Genomic DNA, 20,020 nt, shown 5'->3' with positions numbered 1-20,020 from the left:
AAAATAAGATGACTTATCAAGAAACATTAGAGTATCTATATAAAAGCACCCCTGTTTTTGAACATGTGGGTGCTTCTGCATATAAGGAAGGATTGTATAATACTCAAGCGTTGGACGCTTTCTTTGGACATCCTCATCAGGCTTATAAAACAATCCATATTGCCGGAACCAATGGCAAAGGCTCTTGTTCGCATAGTTTGGCGGCAATACTTCAGGCTGATGGATATAAGGTAGGCCTATATACAAGTCCTCATATCATTGATTTTAAAGAACGAATTAGGATAAATGGCAAATGTGTTGAGGAGTCATTTGTTATAGATTTTGTAGAAAACTATCGTTCTTTTTTTGAACCTCTCCACCCTAGTTTCTTTGAATTAACGACTGCTATGGCCTTTAAGTATTTCGCAGATAATCAAGTAGATATAGCTGTGATAGAAGTGGGATTAGGCGGAAGATTAGATTGCACAAATATAATTACACCTATTTTATCTGTAATTACAAATATAAGTCTTGATCATACACAATTTTTAGGAACTACTTTAGCGCAGATAGCTGAGGAAAAAGCCGGTATTATTAAACCGGGAAGGCCGGTTGTCATTGGTGAAAGTTGTGATGAAACTATATCGGTATTTCTCAAACACGCCAAACTTAATCATTCTCAAATTATTTTCGCCGAGGATATGACAGAAAAAATGGTTGTATCTTCATCTGAGAATATTACCGGCGGGCGGCATTATATTTTAAAAGATGGAGTTTGTTTTGATGGAGATTTATCTGGTGATTACCAAGAGAAAAATATGAATACGGTTCTTGTGGCTGCCCGAGAGTTGCATAATATGAATTTGATTCGTAAAGAAGATTCTATAAGAATGGGCGTTTCAAATGTCATTGGACTTACGGGATTATTGGGGCGTTGGCAATGCCTTAGCAAGCAACCTTATGTTGTTTGCGATACGGGACACAACTCCGGGGGGTGGAATTATTTGGCAAAGCAAATTGCGAGACAAGCAAAAAATAAACGGATTGTCTTTGGAATGGTGGATGATAAGGATTTAGATGAGGTGATGTCAATGCTTCCCGTAGATGCGATTTATTATTGGACTCAACCATCAACTCACAGAGCTTTTCCCGTGGAGAAAATTGAACAATGCGGTAAAAGATATGGGCTTTCAGGACAAGTATTCCATAATGTTATCACTGCTTATCACCATGCTTTGAAAGATGCGAGCCTTGATGATTTTATATTTGTGGGAGGCAGTAGTTACGTTGTGGCAGATTTATTATCTGAATTAAATAGAAAATAGATTCTTTTCTTCGATTATTTTGACTTTTTTCATGCCTTTATTTGTTGTTTCCGTTTTTTTTTAATTACTTTGCAACTCAATAATAAACCTAAACTCACATAAATTAGCTATAATGATGAACACTACTGAAACCCCAAATATATGTGGTTTGAAGCGGAGTGATTTTCAAACCACAATTGAGAATAAGCAAACTGATCTTTATATTTTACGAAATTCTTTAGGGAATGAAGTAGCCATTACCAATTATGGAGGCGCCGTCGTTGCTATTATGGTGCCGGATAAGAATGGTGTAAAGGCTAATGTCATACAAGGACATGATAATATCAATGATGTAATATCATCGCCTGAACCTTTCTTGTCAACCTTGATAGGACGCTATGGTAATAGGATCTGCGAGGGAAAGTTCCAACTTCATGGAAAGAAATATCAATTAGGTGTTAACAATGGTCCCAATCATTTACATGGTGGTGTGACCGGTTTTCATGCTCGGGTATGGGATGCACAGCTGATGAATGACCAAACGCTTGTTTTACATTATGTGAGTGCTTATGGTGAAGAAGGCTTTTCAGGCGAATTGAAGACCACTGTTGTTTACTCTTTTACTGATGATAATGAGTTGGTAATAGAGTATTTAGCCTCTACAAATAAGAAAACAATCATTAATTTAACCCATCATGGTTTCTTCTCTTTATCCGGAATTGCTAATCCGACTCCGACCATTGAAAACATGATTTGCGAGATTAATGCCAATTACTATTTACCAATTGATGAAAATAGTATTCCTACCGGTGAAATTTTGAAGGTGGAAGGAACTCCTTTTGATTTCCGCACACCTAAAACAATAGGGCAAGATATAGAATCAGATAACCAGCAACTGAAATATGGGGCAGGCTATGACCATTGTTTTATCTTGAATAAGAATGAAGAAGCTGAATTGAGTTTTGCCGCAAAAGTTACTGATCCACAGTCTGGTAGAGTAATGGAAGTATTCACAACAGAACCCGGTGTTCAGATCTATACAGATAATTGGGCTACCGGTTACAAAGGTCAATTTGGTGCAACTTTCCCTAAGCGGAGTGCTATCTGTATTGAGGCACAGCACTTCCCTGACTCGCCCAATCATACCTATTTCCCCTCTGTTGTCTTAGAGCCTGATAGAGAATATAAGCAAAAGACGGTATATAAGTTTGGAGTGATGTAGTAAATATAGTTAGAATAAAATATCAAATAATAATTAAAACCAAAATGAACAATCAAACAAAACAAAATGGAAGCATAATAGCCATCATCACGATGATGTTTCTTTATGCGATGATTTCATTCGTTACTAACTTAGCAGCGCCTATTGGTGTTATTTGGAAGAATGCGTTTGCAGGTGACAGTGCAAATACAGTGGGTATGCTTGGAAACGCAATGAACTTCTTAGCTTACTTATTTATGGGTATTCCCGCAGGAAAACTCTTAACTAAGATAGGCTATAAGAAAACAGCGATGATTGGTATTGCTGTAGGTTTCTTCGGTGTTTTAACCCAATTTGTGTCAGGTACAATAGATGCTAAGACTACAGGCTTCGCTATCTACTTATTGGGAGCTTTCATCTCAGGTTTCTCTGTATGTATTTTGAATACCGTTGTTAACCCTATGCTCAACCTTCTTGGTGGCGGTGGTAATAGAGGTAACCAGTTGAACATGATTGGTGGAACCTTGAACTCTCTTTCAGGTACACTGACTCCTCTGTTTGTAGGCGCTTTGATTGGAACTGTTTCTGCGTCAACAAAGATGGTAGATGTTAACCTCGTGTTGTACATCGCAATGGCTGTATTTGCCGCAGCATTTATTATACTAAGCTTCATTCCTATTTCTGACCCCGATAAGGGCAAGGTTACTAAAGACACTGTCTTTGAACATAGTCCTTGGGCGTTCCGTCATTTTGTTTTGGGAGTAGTCGCCATATTCGTATATGTAGGTGTTGAGGTAGGTATTCCCGGTACATTGATTTACTATCTTAGTGACCAAACATCAGCCGGAGCAGGTCTGACCGGTAATGCGGTTGCTATCGCTGGTTCTGTAGCTGCTACATATTGGTTCTTGATGTTGGTAGGTCGCTTCTGCTCAAGCTTCATTGCAAGTAAGGTTTCAAGTAAGACCATGATGACGGTGGCCACTTCTATGGCCATGATATTTATCGTCTTGGCAATATTCTTAGGCAATTCAGTTACTGTTTCTATGCCGGTATTCTCTGGTTCTTCATTCGATACCGTAGTTGTTCCAGTTGCTGCCGTATTACTCGTGCTTTGCGGTCTTTGTACTTCAATCATGTGGACTTCTATCTTTAACTTGGCCACAGAAGGACTTGGAAAATACACAGCTGCTGCCGCCGGTATATTTATGATGATGGTAGTTGGTGGAGGTCTCCTCCCCTTGCTCCAAAGCTTTATCGCTGACAATGCAGGTTATTTAGTTTCATACGTAGTACCTCTTTGCGCAATTGCATACATGTTCTTCTATGCAGTTGTTGGTTGCAAGAATGTGAACAAGGATATTCCTGTAGAATAATATATGATATAAGGAAGCCTCTTTTGCCCGTTGGTATGGCAAAAGAGGCTTTTTTGTTTTATTATATGCCCTTTTTTATAAGGTAAAAGTTATCCTTTTACCCTCTTAAATGAGGCATATTACATTAGCAAACAGTAAGACCAATTGGCTCCAACTTTATCCCCTATCTAATACGTCTGATGTACTTTGTTGGATGTTTATTCATAAAAACGTCTTGAATTTATGAAAAAAATCAATGTGCAATCAGTAAATTAAGGCAAATCAGTTGGGGTTATAAATAATAAATAGTATATTTGCAATATTAAGTCATAACATTTAAAAGTAATGAATAGTACAGCTTTAATGAATTTGGCAGCTGATAATATACGCATTTTAGCTGCTTCGATGGTTGAGAAAGCCAAGTCCGGACATCCCGGTGGTGCTATGGGCGGAGCAGATTTTATAAATGTATTGTTTTCAGAATTCCTTGTATATGATCCCAACGACCCTGATTGGAGTGGCCGTGACCGTTTCTATTTAGATCCGGGACACATGTCCCCGATGTTATATTCAGCATTGGCATTGCAAGGCAGATTCACTTTAGAAGATTTACAACAATTTCGTCAATGGGGCTCTCCTACCCCGGGCCATCCCGAGCGCGACCTACTTCATGGTATTGAAAATACTTCCGGTCCTTTAGGTCAGGGCCATGCTTTTGCTGCCGGCGCAGCAGTCGCAGAGAAATTCTTAGAGGCACGCCTTGGAAAAACCATGATGCAGCATAAAATTTATGCTTATATTTCAGATGGTGGAATACAAGAGGAAATCTCACAAGGTGTTGGTCGATTAGCCGGTACATTAGGACTTAATAACTTAATCATGTTCTATGATTCCAACGATATACAGCTCTCGACAGAGTGTGGCGTTGTTATGGCTGAGAATACTGCGGAAAAGTATAAGGCTTGGAATTGGAATGTGCTCACTATTGATGGAAATAATCCCGATGAAATCAGAGAAGCGCTTCGCTTGGCACTACAAGAAGAGCAACGCCCAACGCTTATTATTGGCAATACAACGATGGCTAAGGGAGCTTTGAAAGATGACGGAACCAGCTATGAGCATAACGTTAAGACACATGGAGCACCTCTTGGTGGCGAAGCCTATATTAATACAATCAAAAACTTAGGTGGAGATCCTACTAATCCATTTGTTATTTTTGAAGAGGTACAACAACTCTATAATAGTCGTCATAAAGAGCTTCTTCAAATAGTAGCAGAGCGTCGTAAGGCAGAGAATCTTTGGGCAGAGACTAATCCTGCTTTGGCAAAGCAGAAAGAAGAATGGTTTTCCGGTAAAGCTCCTATTATCAATTGGGAGGGTATTCAGCAAAATGCCGGTGATGCAACTCGTGTAGCCAGCGCCACATGTTTAGGTGTGTTGGCCGAACAAGTACCTAATATGATTTGCGCAAGTGCCGATTTGTCTAATTCAGATAAGACAGATGGTTTCTTAAAGAAGACCACTTCATTAGTCAAGGGCGACTTTAGCGGTGCATTTTTCCAAGCAGGTGTGTCTGAACTTACCATGGCATGTATGTGTATAGGCATGATGTTACATGGTGGAGTTACGACAGCTATGGGTACATTCTTTGTCTTCTCTGATTATATGAAGCCGGCTCTACGTATGGCGGCGTTAATGCGAGTGCCCGTAAAGTTCATTTGGAGCCACGATTCTTTTAGAGTAGGTGAAGACGGGCCTACCCATGAGCCTGTTGAGCAAGAAGCCCAAATCCGCTTGATGGAGAAATTGAAGAATCATAAAGGCCAAGATAGTATTAGAGTTTTCCGTCCTGCCGATGCGGATGAGACTACAGAATGCTGGAAGATGGCTATGGAAAATGTAGATACTCCTACTGCGTTTATCTTGTCTCGACAAGGAGTTGATAAATTACCTGAGAACAATCCGTATTCTAATGCAACTAAAGGGGCTTATATAGTAGCAGGAAGTGACGAGAATCCTGATGTTATTTTGGTGGCAAGTGGCTCTGAGGTTTCTACCTTGGTAGCAGGTGCTCAATCTTTGAGAAATGACGGAGTAAAGGTGAGAATCGTTAGCTGTCCGTCTGAAGGTTTATTCCGTCAACAACCGATAGAATACCAAGAGGCAGTATTGCCGGAAAGCGTTAAGAAGTTTGGACTTACGGCCGGACTTCCCGTAACCTTGGAAGGTATTGTTGGTCTTGGTAAGAATTCAAAAATATTTGGACTAAACTCTTTCGGTTATTCTGCTCCTTTTAAAGTTTTGAATGAGAAGTTAGGTTATACTGGTGAGAATGTTTATCGTGAGGTGAAGGCTTTCTTAGCCTGACTTTGAACAGCACACTCCACATAGCAAGTACATCGGTAGACAAAGCATTTAATATTAACCATAAATTTGTAAAAGCCTATGGAAATTAAAACAGTTGGACTTGCCTGCGACCATGCAGGATTTCCATTGAAACAATTTGTTCTTGATTACCTTGAGAAAAAAGGTTATCCGGTAAAGGACTTTGGCACATATAGTGATGAGAGCGTGGATTATCCTGATTTTGCTCATCCGTTAGCTGAAGCTGTTGAGAGTGGTGAAGTTTATCCGGGTATCGCAATTTGCGGTAGCGGTGAAGGCATGGCAATGACCCTTAACAAGCATCAGGGCGTACGTGCGGGTTTGGCTTGGAATAAGGATGTCGCTGAATTGATTCGCCAGCATAATAATGCCAACGTATTGGTTATGCCCGGTCGCTTTATCGACAATCGTACCGCTGAAGGAATCATGGATGAATTCTTTAAGGCAACTTTTGAAGGTGGACGTCATGAGCGTCGTATTAATAAAATACCTACAGCAGCAAAATAAATTATTTTAGATATTTTAGTGGGGGCGCATCAAATATAAGTCATTATTTTTGATGTGCCCTATTTTCTTGAATCCAGCATGTGGGCAGGGGGTAAGCTATATTTGTTTTTCTCATTGTGATTATCTTGTCACATGCTTTGTTTAGTATCCTCACGCTATAAGAATATTTTTATATTATGTCAGAAGAGCAATCTTTTATTCATGTTAAAGGTGCCAGAGTCAACAACTTAAAGAATATTTCGTTGCAAATTCCACGAAACGCTTTTATTACTATATCAGGTGTTTCAGGATCGGGAAAGTCAAGTTTGGCTTTTGATACACTATATTCGGAAGGTCAGCGGCGTTATGTAGAGAGTCTGTCAGCTTATGCTCGACAGTTCCTTGGCCGAATGAAGAAGCCGGAATGCGATTTTATAACAGGATTGCCACCTGCCATAGCTATCGAGCAAAAAGTCATATCTCGTAATCCAAGGTCTACCGTAGGTACAACAACCGAAATTTATGACTACTTGCGCCTGCTTTTTGCCCGGATTGGTAAGACATTTTCTCCTATCAGCGGCGAAGAAGTAAAGAAGCATTCCGTAGAAGATGTTTTGGCCGTTATAAAGGAATTTAGCGAAGGTACTAAATTTATGATTTTGGCACCTCTGCAAATTACAGCCGAACGAACATTGTTGCAGCAGTTGCAGATGTCTTTTCAGGAGGGTTACACACGTTTGTTTCATGAAGGAGAAGTCGTTCGGATTGATGATTTTATTGCTCAGTTAGAGGGCAAAGAAGGCTCTGAGGAGGATGCGAAACGGGGTAACTCTACCCCACTGACTTCTGATGATGAGATCTATTTGGTGATTGATCGCCTGAGCGTATCAGGCGAAAAAGATGTTGTCAATCGCATTTACGACTCTTCTGAAACGGCTTTCTATGAAGGCGATGGCAAGATGAAATTGGTATTTTTGCCTTCTAAAATTTCCTATGACTTTTCTACGAGCTTTGAGGCAGACGGTATTCGCTTTGAGGAACCTAATGAAAACATGTTTTCATTCAACAGTCCGGCAGGCGCATGCCCAACTTGTGAAGGTTTTGGAAGTGTCATTGGAATAGATGAAAGATTGGTCGTTCCCAATACGTCTTTGAGCGTCCATGGAGGTTGTGTGCAGTGTTGGCATGGTGAGAAGTTGAAAATTTGGAACGAAGAGTTCTGTCGTCGTGCGGCTTCAGCCAACTTTCCTATATTTGAACCTTACTATAAGTTGACTAAAGAGCAAAAAGATTGGCTGTGGCACGGGCTTCCATCAGAGCAGAAATTGGATATTCATGACCGGATATGTATTGATTCCTTCTTTCAGATGGTAAAAGAGAATCAATACAAAATTCAATATAGGGTTCTAATGAGTCGCTATCGTGGTAAAACAATTTGCCCTGACTGTCATGGAACTAAGCTAAAGAAGGAGGCGCTTTGGGTGAAGATTAATGGCATGAATATAGCAGATCTTGTTCAAATGCCGGTTTCTAATTTACAACATTGGTTTGCTCAGCTCCAACTTGACCGTCACGACGCGGATATTGCGAAACGTTTGTTGACCGAAATCAATAGCCGACTTGAATTTCTGACAGCTGTTGGCTTGGGCTATCTCACACTGAATCGACAAAGCAGTACGTTAAGCGGTGGAGAAAGTCAACGTATCAATCTGACAACTTCGTTGGGCAGTTCTTTGGTTGGCTCACTCTATATCTTGGATGAACCCAGCATTGGATTGCATAGTCGTGACACAGATCGGCTCATTAATGTACTGAAACAATTGCGAGACGTAGGTAACACGGTGATCGTAGTGGAACATGATGAGGAAATCATGGCAGCCTCTGACTACCTAATTGATATAGGACCTAATGCTGGACGATTGGGAGGCGAAGTCGTCTATTCAGGAAATCTTCAACAAGAATCTGATAAACAGCAGCTTGTAGTTAAATATCCGGATAGCTATACGGTACAATATCTTTCAGGTAATCTGCAAATTGCCATGCCTACTTCGCGTCGTGCATGGAATCATTCTATTACGCTGAAGGGATGTCGCATGAATAATTTAAAGGGAATAGACGTTGAATTTCCACTGAATGTCATGACGGTTGTAACCGGTGTATCGGGTTCCGGCAAGTCAAGTTTGGTAAAAGGAATTCTTTATCCGGCCTTGAAACGCCATTTGGATGAAGTATGTGACGCTCCCGGTGAATATATATCATTGGAAGGCGACCTAAACTTGATTAAGCATGTTGAATTTGTCGACCAAAATATGATAGGTAAGAGCACACGATCGAATCCCGCCACTTATGTGAAAGCTTATGATTTGATTCGTCAACTCTTTGCGGAACAGCCTCTTGCCAAACAATTAGGATTCACGCCACAGTATTTTTCATTTAATGCTGAGGGCGGCCGATGCGAGGAATGTAAAGGAGCCGGTGTGATTAACGTAGAAATGCAGTTTATGGCAGATTTGGTCTTGACATGCGAAGCCTGCCATGGTCGTCGCTTTAAGCAAGACATCTTGGATGTCAGGTTCAATGATAAGAATATCTATGACGTGCTCGAAATGACGATTGACGAGGCAATTGACTTCTTCAAAGGTAGCAATCAAAAAGCGATTGTCAATAAACTGAAACCATTGCAGGACGTAGGACTTGGTTATATCAAGATGGGACAGAATTCAAGTACCTTGTCAGGTGGAGAAAATCAACGAGTTAAATTGGCTTATTTCATCGGTCAGGAGCGGCAGGAGCCTACCCTATTTATTTTTGATGAGCCTACAACGGGACTTCATTTTCATGATATAAATAAGTTGTTGACGGCTTTCAATACCCTTATAGCGCATGGCCATACCATATTTATTGTAGAACATAACATGGATGTTATTAAATGTGCCGATTGGATAGTTGATTTAGGCCCTGAAGGTGGTGATAAAGGAGGTAACTTGGTCTTTGCGGGTAGCCCCGAAGATTTGGTCAACTGCCCTGCAAGTATTACCGGTAAATTTCTTAAACCTAAGTTTACAGCTTTGTAAAAGTAGCCTTTTGATAGCTTAATAGTGGCCTTTCCATCGTGTTAAAGTTACCCTTTGACATGGTAGAAAGGCCACTTTCATTTTTTATAGTCAGGAGTATGTTATGCAGAAATAGTCTTAAAGTTATATTTTTGGGGGCAGAAAGAAGCTATAAAAGTGTAGTGGATTCCTCGTCATTCTCTAACAATTGCTTTGGAGATACGCCGAAATGCGCTTTAAACTGACGGCTAAAGTGTTGCGGATAGTCAAAACCAAGAGCATAAGCAGTTTCTGTTACAGTCCGTCCTTCGGTCAGCAGAGCTTGTGCCCGTTGCATGACAAACTTACGAATAGTATGGATGGCGGTCTCTCCGGTAAGTTGTCGGATGAGGTCACCAAAGTAGTTAGGAGACAAGAAGAGTTCTTGCGCGCAATATTTAACGGTAGGTACACCATATTTATATTGCCGATTTTCCTTATAATATTGGTGAAGAAGTTTGTCAAAACGTTTCAGTAGATCATTGTTGCGGCTGACCGCTTCCGTATGGAATTGCCGTTCATAAAAACGAGAGCAGTACTCCAATATGAGCAGTAAATAGGTAATAAGAATATTCCGTTGGCGGGGTGTCTCGGGATTTGTTTGTAGTTCGTTGCGAATCATTTTAATACAAGTCACAATAGTGCGCCATTCATTAGGTTGCATTCGCAAGGCTTCACTTTGATAATAGGAGAAAAAGTGATAGTCCTCTATCTGCTTTTCAAGTAAAGTTCCGGCTATGAGTTGTGGAGAGAACAGTAGTACCCAACCTTTCAACTGAATTTCCTCGCCCGTGTCCGACACTCCGCCCATCTGCCCCGGTGCAACGCAGATTAACGAATGATTACCGGCTTTATACACTCCTTGTCCGTAGGCAAGTGTATAAGGACTTTCTTCCATTAAAAAGAGGCCATAAACGCCATAGTAATTAAGGCTGTGCCGGCAGTGTTCCAATTCGCAATAATGAATGACACTGATGAGAGAATGTAGTACCTCGCCTCCAATATGCTTTACATAATCATTGACAGAATTTACTTCTAACACTTTTTTCATAGTGATTTCCTTTCTCTTTTCGGAGGTTAAAGATACGCATTTCGGGTTATATATCCACAAAAATGGTAGGCATTTCCGTAAATTATTTATTATGGCTTCTTATTTTCAGCCTTAACTTTGCACCGTGATTTTAAACCAATTATGGGAATATAAAACAAATAAACATAAACTGAAGATAGAAAGTTATGATGAATGAGTCAAAAATAGCCTTGGGAACTTGGGCTTGGGGAGCAGGAGCTTTTGGTGGAGACAGTGTTTTTGGTAATAAAACAGATGAAAGTACACTCCGTCCCGTGTTTGAAACAGCGATGAAAGCAGGACTGAATCTATGGGATACTGCCACAGTTTATGGCATGGGAGAATCTGAACGCATCCTCGGTACATTCGTAAAAGAGCACAGACGTGAAGATGTACTTGTTTCAACAAAGTTCACGCCCCAAATAGCGGAAATGTATGAGAATAGTGTTACGAAAATGGCTGAAGCCTCTATGGAACGTATGGGATTAAACTATATTGATATTTATTGGATTCATAATCCGATGGACGTAGAGCGTTGGACGCCGGAATTGATTCCGCTGTTGAAGTCTGGCAAAGTAAAGCGCATAGGCGTTTCCAACCATAATCTTGATGAGATACGCCGTGCCAATGAAATTCTTACCAAAGAAGGCTTTCATATTTCAGCTGTGCAAAACCACTACTCCCTGCTCTACCGCTCATCGGAAAAGGCAGGAATCCTTGATTACTGTAAGCAGAACGACATAGAGTTTTGGGCGTATATGGTTTTGGAACAAGGTGCATTGTCGGGAAAATATAATAAAGAGAATCCACTTCCTGCTGAGAGTGACCGTGGTAAGCGCTACAATTCGGTCCTCGATAAACTCGAAGCTCTTACTAATGGCATGAAGACTATTGGGGAGAAATATGGAATTTCTTGCTCACAAGTGGGTGTGGCATGGGCTGTTGCCAAAGGTGCATTGCCATTGATTGGTGCCACAAAGATACATCATGTGCATGAAGCTGTGGATGCAGCCAAAATAAAATTGTCACAAGAAGATGTTGAACAACTTGAACTGCTCGCCAATGCTACGGGTATTGACACCCGTGGTGAGTGGGAACATACGATGGAGTAACGAAAAAATGATAAAGAATCTTATCCTCACGACGTTTATGACAATGCTTTCTTTAGGCATAGAAGCGCAAACACAGATGGTGCGTATAGCGGATATAGAAGTATATCCCCAATATTTAGATGAATATATTAAGGCAGGTAAGGAAATTGCCACAATCAGTATGCGGGAGGAAGCGGGCGTTATCTGTCTCTTTCCCAATCAGATGAAAGAAGATAAAAATCGTTTTCGCATTGTAGAGATCTATGCTTCACCTGAAGCCTATCAACACCATATCCATACGGAACACTTCCTGCGTTACAAGCAGGATACAAAGAAGATGGTAAAATCATTGAAGTTAAACGATCTTATGCCCTTGGATACGGATAATATGCCAAATCTTTTTAAACGAATGACAAGTAAAACGAATCAAAATATTATGGAACTGACAATGCGTCAACAAGCACTTATTCTCATCGCTTCCATGGAAGCTAAGGGAGATATAGAGGGGCTCAAGGTGGCCCTCAATAAAGGTTTTGACAATAAATTGACCGTAAGTGAGGCTAAAGAAACGCTTTCGCAGCTCTATGCTTATACGGGATTTCCTCGAGCATTGAATGCTTTGAGTGCGCTGCAGGAGGTCATTAAGGAGCGTGAGGAGAAAGGGCTGACAACTGAAAAGGGCGTTGAAGCCCCTGCCCAGCCTGCTAATTACGATGCTTTAAAGGCGGGAACAACCGTACAGACACAACTCTGTGGCGGCAAACCGTTTGACTATACCTTTGCCCCACAAGTAGATTACTATCTCAAAGCCCACCTCTTTGGTGATATTTTCAGTCGTAGCACACTCTCTTTCGCAGATCGTGAGTTGGTAACTATCGGAGCTATTTCCGCTCTATCCGGTTGTGAACCGCAATTGCTTGCCCATGTGTCGGGCAGCCTTAATATGGGAGTTACGGGCGCGCAACTGCGTGACATAGCGGTTCTTCTTCGTTCACAAGTTGGCGAAGCTGAAGCTAACCGCACTGCAAAGGCTGTTGCAACGGTGCTGAATGAGCCTATAGAGGCAGCTGCGACCGTAGACTTTAGTGTTTGGCCTAAAGGTGAACCTAACACTGCTTATGCTCAATACTTCATAGGAAATAGTTATTTGGCCGACATGAACAGCCAGAATGGTGGCCCCCATAACGTTACTTTTGAGCCTCATTGCCGTAACAATTGGCATATTCATCATAAGTGTGTGCAAGTACTTGTGTGTGTGGCTGGCCGTGGTTGGTATCAGGAATGGGGAAAGCCGGCCGTGGAGATGAAGCCGGGTACGGTCATAGCCATTCCTGAAGGCGTGAAGCATTGGCACGGTGCTGCCCGTGATTCTTGGTTTCAACACCTTACTTATACGGCTAAGGTGGAGGAAGGAGCCTTCAATGAGTGGCTGGAAGCTGTCGCGAATGAGCAGTATGATAAACTGAAATAAAATGAAGAGGATTATCTTAATTACGCTGTTAATGTCTCCCTTGCTTCATACCGCATTTAGCCAAACAGTCATTGACGTGCATTCGCATATCATTCCACGCTCCTATGTTGGTGTTCTTACTCAACATGGTGCCTTGCAGGAGGAGGGATTCCCACTCCCAAGTGGGATGTGGAAAACCAGTTAAAGTGGATGGATGACGCAGGAGTAAAGACTTCCGTCCTAACTTTAGCTGCTCCGCAGCCTTACTTTGGAGACGCTAATGAGAGTAAGAAAATCATTCGTCAGATTAATATGGAGTCTGCACGTGTCAAAAAGGAACTTCCCGGCAGATTCCTCTGGTGTGCCACTTTACCCCTACCTGACGTGAAGGCAGCTATAGAAGAGGCACGATATGCTCTTGATACACTCCATGCTGATGGTATTAAACTGGCAACTAATGCTCGTGGACAATATCTTGGTGTGCCGGAATTAGATACACTCATGGCTTTTTTGAATGAACGCCATGCGGTGTAATGCAGCGTGCTAAACTCATTGGAGAGATTAATTGGGAGCGTAATCTATCCGCACTTTATTATGACTTGGCAGGTTCTCATTCTCCTGAAGCTATACGTATGCTGCTCACAATTACCTCGCCTAATCATCTTCTTTATGGCTCGGATTATCCCTATGTAGTATCACAAGCAGCGACAGCCGGGCTTCAACGTATGAAAGGATATTTGGGATCGGAAACAGATATACATCCTTATATGGATATGATATTGGGAAAGAATGCTCAACAGTTATTTAGTAAAAGCATAAGTTTCAGTTCCATGGGAGATAACTAAAAGCAGATACGTCTGTTAAGGGCGTGCTGTTTCTTGGCAAACAGTGCTAAGTAAGGGATAAATAATAACCTAACTTATACATGTAGAATAGGTATAAGTTAGGTTTCTTCATAATGAGTGACTGCCTCCAACTCTTTTCTTTAAGGTGGAAAATATATTTAATGAAAGCGTCTAAATAACTATATCTTAGGAATATAACAAGATATAATAGTAATGACTCATGTCTTAAATCTTGTTCGTTTGCTTTTAAATTACGCAATCCTTCTTCTGTCTTTTTGATAAAACTTTCATTCGATTCAAACTTGTGAAAGTCAACCGGATTATCACTTATCGTTATAACAAAGCCTGAATTATATAATTCTTTAGCAAAGAGCATATCCTCATAGCCATAACGGATGAAAGTACTATTAAAAGGATGTGAACGGAAAACATCTTTTGCTATCAGAAAATTACAAGACCTGAATTGTTGATAAGTATGGCGTTTAGGTTGTTGTAATACGTGAAGTTTCCTCCAATACTTTTTTTCATAGAGCCATCGAAGATTGTCAGGAAACTCTCCTATGACTTCATATCCTCCATAGATAAGTGAGGAGGCGGTATTGTGATTTAGATAGCTTGTGATAAAATCAGCCTTTGATACCCGCATGTCGCCGTCTATGAACAAAAGCCAATTGAATTGTGCCATCGCAGCCAACTTATTACGTGTTGCTGCTCGCCCCATGTTCTTACCATTAATAATATAACGGCATTGCGGGATCTGGTTGATTTCCATGCTTTGGTGGTGACAATCGGGATCGTCAGATGCGTCGTCTAAAACGATGATTTCATATTTTAAAGTCTTGAGCCGGTTACACTGTTCCGACAATGTGGCAACCAATTCGTGGCAATTCGCATTGTATACCGGAATCAATATGGAGAGCTCGTTTCTCATAAATTATAAATTAGAACGATGCTTGGGACGTAATGGCTTATCAAGATCGACCTGCCACTTATCTTCGCTGTATATCATGGGAAGACGGAAGATAACGTTACTCTTTACGTAACCTACGCTGTCGATATTGGAAGTGGTATATAAGTCGTTTACTTCCAATGTGACGAAGGAAGAGGTATCGGTCGAGTATTCTATAGATTGAATATTATAGCTTATGCCTTGCGGTTTGGCAACAAGCTGTTTTACGTCGGCTTCCTTCATCTGAGCTGCTTCATAGCGGAGCCACTTGCCAGATTCAGGAGTACAATAATTAGCTGCCGACTGGAAATTATAATTGAAATAAGATTCGGCAAAGCCATCTATAATTTTTAATTGTTGATTCTTTTCAATGCTGTCGGAACACGATGCAAGAAGAAAAAATAAAACCGCGAGAAAGATACTTTGCTTATACAACATAATTTAAAACTTATCTCAACAAAGGTATTTAAATTTCTTGGTAATTTAAAGAAATATCTCTACTTTTGTCAAAAATATTGATATAATGCTCAATTTTATTTCGTTCGGAAGTGGTAGCAGCGGTAATTGCTATTTATTATATACAGAGCAAGAAGGCTTGTTAATCGATGCAGGGGTTGGAGTAAGGATACTAAAGAAGCAAATGCGGGATTTTGGACTTAATTTAAGTTCTATTCATCATATATTAGTTACTCATGATCATGCTGACCACATTAAAAGTGTGGGAAATATCAGTGCGGATTTAGGCATACCAGTATATGCTACGGAGAAGGTGCACGCAGGAATTCAGGTAAACTATAGCGTAAGAAAGAAAGTTCCACAAGCTAATGCCAAAGTCATTCAGGCAAGTGAATCTTTCGTACTTGGCGATTTTAAAATTATTCCTTTTACAGTTCCGCATGACAGTTCGGATAATGTTGGCTATCAGATAACTTACCATGATATAGTTTTTTGTATCATGACAGATATTGGGCAGGTTACCGATGAAATGAAAAGTTTCATTAGCAGTGCTGATTATTTAATCATAGAAGCCAATCATGACACGGAAATGCTGAAGACGGGGCCCTACCCCCAATATTTGAAAAATAGAATCTCAAGTGGTCATGGGCACTTGAGTAACACAGCTTGTGGTGAAGCTATCGCGGAGAATGCGACCCCACGTTTGAAACATGTGTGGCTTTGTCACTTGAGCGAGGAGAACAATCACCCTATCCTCGCATACAAAACGGTAGAGCAAATATTGGCTTCGTATGGTATAGGTCCTGCTGATTTTGCTTTAGAAGTGTTGAAGCGAAAATTGCCTTCAGGCCCTTATGAGTTGCATAAGGGCTGAATGGGGGTGTCAAAATGGCAGCCCCACGGCAAAGTGGAACGTAAAATCACGTTTAAGATTGGGTCGGAAGAGGGTGAAATACTCCTTGGGAGTTTCGTAAGCAGGGTTCAGCGCTTTCATACCTGCATCTAAACGTAAGATAAAATAACTGAAATTCAATCGGAGACCTAGTCCGTATGACATGGCGATTTGCTTGTAGAAAGTGTCGAACTTAAATTGTCCGCCGGGTTGCTCCTCATAGTTTCTTAGGGTCCAAATATTACCTGCGTCAATGAAGGCTGCACCATCAAATTTCCAAAACAGCCAAGTTCTGTATTCAATATTGATGTCTAATTTCATGTCACCGGTTTGATTGATGAAATCTATTCGTCTATCTTTTCCCTTGAAAGTTCCCGGTCCTAATTCTCTTACACTCCATCCTCTTACGCTGTTAGGGCCACCTGCGAAATATCTTTTTTCAAATGGCAGGACCTTGCTGTTACCATAAGGCCATGCTATGCCAAAGCCGATGTGCATAGCCAAGTTGTTTTGCTTGTCAAAAGCAAAGAGTTTCGTATAATCAAAGTCAAATTTAAGATACTGCGCATAGGCTGTATTAAAGATAATATGGCGACCTTGATCATCATGTTTCAGTCGAAGCATAGATGAGCTAAGTTGTAACAAGTTGCCCGATGTCTCTATATTTCCCTTGATAGCTTCAACTCCGTTGTTATAGGCGAAACCAAAGCCAACTTTCATGATGAGCAAGTTTTCGTAGTTATAACGCAATATGGCATTACGGCTATTGGCATTGTCTAAATAATCATGTTTGAAAGTAGCACTTATCCATGGCATATAGATATAGTTAAGGTCGAGAAGGTCGAGACGGTATCTTGTAAAATGATGTGGTTCTGACCATCGGTAACGCCATGACCCCGTGAAATAGCGACGATGAAACTCAGGTCTGTTCTGAAGATTATAGCTTACAGAGATTTCGCTTGTCGCATTACTCTTTCGTTTGAAGGATTTAGATAAGAATGGGGATAGGAAGCGTGGAATTTGCAGTTTGGCTTCTATTCCATACTCTTCATATTTATCGTTTTGATAACCTTCCAATCCTTTGATAGCCTCATAGGCTCCTCGAACTTGTAAAGTAAGATGTTCAGAGCCATGAAAGAGATTGCGGTTTTCATAAGAAAGCGTCATGGCTGCTCCTAAATCACCGGCTGTGTTAGTGCCTTCGGGTTGTATGGAAAGCAAATGAGTTTTGTTCATTTGTAGTAAAACGTTGCAATCGAGCAAGAGTGAGTCAGGAAGTTCATTAAACTTGATATTGGAATATTGCACAGCGCTCAACTTGGCAAAACGGTTATATGTCTTTTGCAAATCTTCATGGTTGAAAGGTTGCCCCACAACTATAGAAGTATTGTTTTGTAGAACTTTTTCACTCAAGGGGATGGGGGTACCATCAATATTCGTATAGTTGATACTCTCTATTTTATAGCACGGATGTAAAGTGGCGATTTTACCATTCTCGTTACGATATGGCAAAAGATTCATAATTAAATCAATTTGATTCCCGTCTATGGTGTCGGCTTCGTATTCTATGTAGTCTTTATGGAATTTATAATATCCTTTTGATAACAATAAGGATGTAATGCGGTCACGCTCATTATTCAGTTCTTCTACCGAGAATTGCTTTCCCTGCAAACTACCAATAATCGAAGGCGACTTTGGAGGAGTCGGTTCAGTTTTTAGAATACGTGAAATTAAGGAATCGGGGATATTGTAATGAACAGACTTAATGTAAAACGGACTACCCGGGTGTAGTTGGTAGGTGATGTCTATATGCTTCTTATGTATTTTCGTGCGAGTATCTACTTCCGCTCTTAAATATCCCATGTTACGAAGCATTTTCTGCATGTCGTTAATTGTGATATTGGTTTGCACCGAGTCGTATAGTACATGGCGCTCTTTGGACCTGTCAAAGCGGGCTTCTTCTTTTGTTGTTGATGGCTTCTTGGATGTGGGAAAGCGTAAGAATGAAAGCAGCTGGCTTTTAGGTTGCTGACGAACATAGGGAGTGAGTAGAGAAGGGTTAACTTCTTTGCTGTCAGACTCTATCTTTACTTTGTGTAATAAGTATGAACCTTCGGGTATGTCGTTGCTTGTGCCACATGCAGAAAGGATAAAGATAAAAGCTATAAGTATGTAAGATTGAACGTTTTTTATCATATTTGTTGTATGTAAATTGCGTATATATGGATTTTAGCCCAATATTATAATTTAAAACGATTGCGGCGGGAGGCCTTTTGGGGAGTCATGTTTCCAAAATTATAAGTTCCCGGTTTGGCGACTCCGCGATATTGTTGCCAACGAGCAATAATACGTTGTACATATTCTACCGTCTCATTTCCTCGCATGTAACCGTATTTTACGACCGGATCATTGTAATATTCCGGTTGGCGTAATTTTAAAACAAATTCGGAAACATCAGTCCAACGATATGGATTCTTGCCATATTTGCGTGCGAGGGCCATAGCGTCCCTGATGTGGAAGGAGCCTCCGTTGTAGCTTGCCAATACATAGTGATATTGTTCTATCGGATTTCTTACATCTTTAAAATGTCGACTGAGTTCAGCAAGATATTTGGCGGAAGCCGCTATATTACTCTCCGGATCAAAAATATTCTCAAGTGGGAGTCCCAAATGACGTGCAGTCCCCGGCATGATTTGCATAAGACCACATGCCCCGGCCCATGAACGTGCCCGAGGATCAAAGGTAGATTCCTGATAGCATTGTGCGGCCATTAAACGCCAATCCCAGCGTGCTAAGGGCGCATATTGCAGGAAATATTTATCATAATGTGAAATAGTGCCGTTAGCTCTGTTCAGCATTGGGGAGTACACGTGCCTAACAATACTACGTGTTGATAATAAGAAATTTTCTTCTTTTCGGATTTTTGCGATGAGTTGGGGTTGAAACCATTGGTTTAGTTTGTCTGCAAGCTCTTGGTTGTCTTGGTTGACAGCCCATTTACCCATAGGATTTTCTGTGTGAACACCGCATAAAATCAGTTGCTTATGATGATGAGTTAAAGGATAAGCAATAATATCAGCTTCTCCATTAGATAGGCGTTGGATCATTTCCACGGTGTCTTTGCAGACCTCTACACGGAGCGATACGCCTAATTTTTGCGCGAATTGTTCACATAAAAGGTAATGGAGACCGAGGTGTTTGCCACGATAATCATAATAGGTATTGGGGCCTGAAATAGTGAGCATAATCAACTCACCGTTATTTTGTATTTCCGACAGAGAGAATGCGTCGGCTTTATAGGATATGGTATCTTCCGAGAGGCTTGTTCCCCAAGGAGTGAGCTGCTCTGTTTTTTTGTCGGTGCATGCCATGAGGGCAAATGCTAAGGTAAAGCAAAGCAGCAGATATTTATTGCATATAAATGTCATAAAGATGATTAACTCATGATGAGATAAGTACAAAGTTA

Annotated in this window: 16 protein-coding genes; 11 read left to right on the top strand and 5 right to left on the bottom strand. The window is 40.8% G+C overall.

The genetic code is table 11. The features are described from left to right. Positions 1 to 8: 8 nt before the first annotated feature. From VIR50_RS06925 to uvrA, 6 genes are all read left to right on the top strand, one after another. Positions 9 to 1,304, top strand: coding sequence for a bifunctional folylpolyglutamate synthase/dihydrofolate synthase (locus VIR50_RS06925; protein ID WP_331934402.1), 1,296 nt, complete (start codon positions 9 to 11; stop codon positions 1,302 to 1,304). A 112-nt stretch (positions 1,305 to 1,416) separates the two neighbouring features. Next, positions 1,417 to 2,505, top strand: a complete 1,089-nt coding sequence (locus VIR50_RS06920; protein WP_331934401.1) for an aldose epimerase family protein — start codon at positions 1,417 to 1,419, stop codon at positions 2,503 to 2,505. A gap of 44 nt (positions 2,506 to 2,549) precedes the next feature. Then, positions 2,550 to 3,860 (top strand): MFS transporter, encoded by a 1,311-nt coding sequence (locus VIR50_RS06915; protein ID WP_331934400.1) that lies wholly within the window; start codon positions 2,550 to 2,552, stop codon positions 3,858 to 3,860. 324 nt (positions 3,861 to 4,184) lie between these two features. Further along, a complete protein-coding gene (locus VIR50_RS06910) occupies positions 4,185 to 6,206 on the top strand; it encodes a transketolase family protein (RefSeq protein WP_331934399.1) in 2,022 nt (673 codons plus the stop codon). Positions 6,207 to 6,284: 78 nt separating this feature from the next. Then, positions 6,285 to 6,731: a ribose 5-phosphate isomerase B gene (rpiB, locus tag VIR50_RS06905; protein WP_331934398.1), complete on the top strand. Its 447-nt coding sequence runs from the start codon at positions 6,285 to 6,287 to the stop codon at positions 6,729 to 6,731. A 176-nt stretch (positions 6,732 to 6,907) separates the two neighbouring features. Then, positions 6,908 to 9,784 carry an excinuclease ABC subunit UvrA gene (uvrA, locus tag VIR50_RS06900; RefSeq protein ID WP_331934397.1) on the top strand — a complete coding sequence of 959 codons (2,877 nt, stop codon included), beginning with the start codon at positions 6,908 to 6,910 and terminating at the stop codon, positions 9,782 to 9,784. Between the two features lie 148 nt (positions 9,785 to 9,932). Here uvrA and VIR50_RS06895 read toward each other — a convergent pair whose 3' ends face one another. Next, complete coding sequence (locus VIR50_RS06895) at positions 9,933 to 10,853, bottom strand: helix-turn-helix domain-containing protein (protein ID WP_331934396.1); 921 nt, start codon at positions 10,851 to 10,853, stop codon at positions 9,933 to 9,935. Positions 10,854 to 11,038: 185 nt separating this feature from the next. On the opposite strand from VIR50_RS06895, the gene VIR50_RS06890 reads away from it, so the two are divergent. From VIR50_RS06890 to VIR50_RS06875, 4 genes are all read left to right on the top strand, one after another. Further along, positions 11,039 to 11,983: an aldo/keto reductase gene (locus tag VIR50_RS06890; RefSeq protein ID WP_331934395.1), complete on the top strand. Its 945-nt coding sequence runs from the start codon at positions 11,039 to 11,041 to the stop codon at positions 11,981 to 11,983. 7 nt (positions 11,984 to 11,990) lie between these two features. Then, positions 11,991 to 13,433: a carboxymuconolactone decarboxylase family protein gene (locus VIR50_RS06885; protein WP_331934394.1), complete on the top strand. Its 1,443-nt coding sequence runs from the start codon at positions 11,991 to 11,993 to the stop codon at positions 13,431 to 13,433. A gap of 189 nt (positions 13,434 to 13,622) precedes the next feature. Next, positions 13,623 to 13,946 carry an amidohydrolase family protein gene (locus VIR50_RS06880; protein ID WP_331934393.1) on the top strand — a complete coding sequence of 108 codons (324 nt, stop codon included), beginning with the start codon at positions 13,623 to 13,625 and terminating at the stop codon, positions 13,944 to 13,946. Further along, positions 13,946 to 14,257, top strand: a complete 312-nt coding sequence (locus VIR50_RS06875; protein WP_331934392.1) for a hypothetical protein — start codon at positions 13,946 to 13,948, stop codon at positions 14,255 to 14,257. Before VIR50_RS06880 ends, VIR50_RS06875 begins: the two co-directional genes overlap by 1 nt. 46 nt (positions 14,258 to 14,303) lie before the next feature. Here the strand turns inward: VIR50_RS06875 and VIR50_RS06870 are convergent, their stop codons facing one another. Further along, on the bottom strand, positions 14,304 to 15,188 hold the full coding sequence (locus tag VIR50_RS06870; RefSeq protein WP_331934391.1) for a glycosyltransferase family 2 protein: 885 nt from the start codon (positions 15,186 to 15,188) through the stop codon (positions 14,304 to 14,306). A 3-nt stretch (positions 15,189 to 15,191) separates the two neighbouring features. Beyond that, entirely contained in the window at positions 15,192 to 15,644 is a 453-nt protein-coding gene (locus VIR50_RS06865) for a hypothetical protein (protein ID WP_331934390.1), read from the bottom strand. Between the two features lie 85 nt (positions 15,645 to 15,729). Between VIR50_RS06865 and VIR50_RS06860 the strand changes: the two genes are divergently transcribed. Then, complete coding sequence (locus VIR50_RS06860) at positions 15,730 to 16,536, top strand: MBL fold metallo-hydrolase (RefSeq protein ID WP_331934389.1); 807 nt, start codon at positions 15,730 to 15,732, stop codon at positions 16,534 to 16,536. Between the two features lie 9 nt (positions 16,537 to 16,545). Here the strand turns inward: VIR50_RS06860 and VIR50_RS06855 are convergent, their stop codons facing one another. Then, the gene (locus VIR50_RS06855; protein ID WP_331934388.1) at positions 16,546 to 18,750 is read right to left on the bottom strand and encodes a translocation and assembly module lipoprotein TamL; all 2,205 of its coding nucleotides are present in this window, start codon (positions 18,748 to 18,750) and stop codon (positions 16,546 to 16,548) included. A gap of 44 nt (positions 18,751 to 18,794) precedes the next feature. Continuing rightward, positions 18,795 to 19,982 (bottom strand): MltF family protein, encoded by a 1,188-nt coding sequence (locus tag VIR50_RS06850; RefSeq protein WP_414703537.1) that lies wholly within the window; start codon positions 19,980 to 19,982, stop codon positions 18,795 to 18,797. Positions 19,983 to 20,020: the final 38 nt, after the last annotated feature.

This window comes from Prevotella sp. (genome assembly GCF_036570325.1).
Lineage (GTDB): Bacteria > Bacteroidota > Bacteroidia > Bacteroidales > Bacteroidaceae > Prevotella.
The sequence above is the reverse complement of the archived record's forward strand: the minus strand, read 5'-3'. Positions and strand labels throughout refer to the sequence as shown.